Source organism: Rickettsia sp. TH2014, from assembly GCF_019249195.1.
Classification (GTDB): domain Bacteria; phylum Pseudomonadota; class Alphaproteobacteria; order Rickettsiales; family Rickettsiaceae; genus Rickettsia; species Rickettsia felis.
Genome location: NZ_MXAX01000249.1, coordinates 1 through 967, shown reverse-complemented (window position 1 = coordinate 967; position 967 = coordinate 1). Strand labels below are relative to the sequence as shown.

Below are 967 nucleotides of genomic sequence, written 5' to 3'. Positions count from 1 at the left end.
ACATTCAGATATAATTTTTATAATGTCTGTGAGATTAAATCTTGACTTCTACATATCGAACAAATTAAATATTATGAATAATTATGCCGCAAATTTATTTTAACGGTCCGGAAGGACGAATTGAAGGAAGATATGCAAAAGCTACCTCGCCTAATGCCCCTATTGCATTAGTTCTTCATCCTCATCCTTTATATGAGGGTAATATGAATAATAAAGTAGTTTATAATGCCTATAAAATTTTAGCAGATAACGGTTATACCGTCTTACGTATTAATTTTAGAGGAGTAGGGGGTTCGCAAGGTAAATTTGATAACGGAGTCGGTGAAGTTGTTGATGCGGGGGCAGCTCTCGACTGGTTACAGCAGAATAACCCAAATGCTCAATCCAATCTAATATTAGGATTTTCGTTTGGAGCATGGATAGCTATGCAGCTTGTAATGAGACGTCCGGAAATAAATCATTTTATTGCTATTTCGCCGCCGGTTAATACAATTCATAAATATGACTTCTCTTTCCTTTCACCTTGTCCCATCCCAGGGTTTATATTACAGGGAGATAATGATAGTATAGTATCGGCAGATGATGTAAAAGACCTAGCAAATAGATTATCTAAGCAACAATCCCATATTAAAGTTGATTATAACATTATCAATGGGGCTGACCATTTCTTTCGTTATAAAACTGAAGAATTTTCTAAAGCAATAAGTGATTATTTAATAACGATCCAATCTAATTATCATCACCATAATAACAATGTAAATGAAGAAGTTAGTAAGAGCCAAAAGAAACTATTTTTATATTAGGTTTTATCTTATCCGTCATTCCTGCAAGACCTTGTTGCGTAGATATAAAAAAAAGTAGCTGCGAACTAAGAAAAGTAGTAAATTGACAAAAAACTTAACCACAAGTGTGTATGTCAAAGCTACAAAAAGTTTGCAACTGGAAAGAATATAACAGAAGTTTAAAG

The 967-nt window shown here is 33.4% G+C and carries 1 protein-coding gene; it reads left to right on the top strand.

The window, feature by feature from the left end; all coding sequences use genetic code 11:
* The first annotated feature begins 83 nt into the window (after positions 1-83).
* Positions 84-803: an alpha/beta hydrolase gene (locus KYQ89_RS05125; RefSeq protein ID WP_218460683.1), complete on the top strand. Its 720-nt coding sequence runs from the start codon at positions 84-86 to the stop codon at positions 801-803.
* Positions 804-967 lie beyond the last annotated feature (164 nt).

Bases quoted from the DNA above. Each gene is read 5' to 3' on its own strand.
- KYQ89_RS05125 (WP_218460683.1), top strand. From the start codon at position 84: ATGCCGCAAATTTATTTTAACGGTCCGGAAGGACGAATTGAAGGAAGA.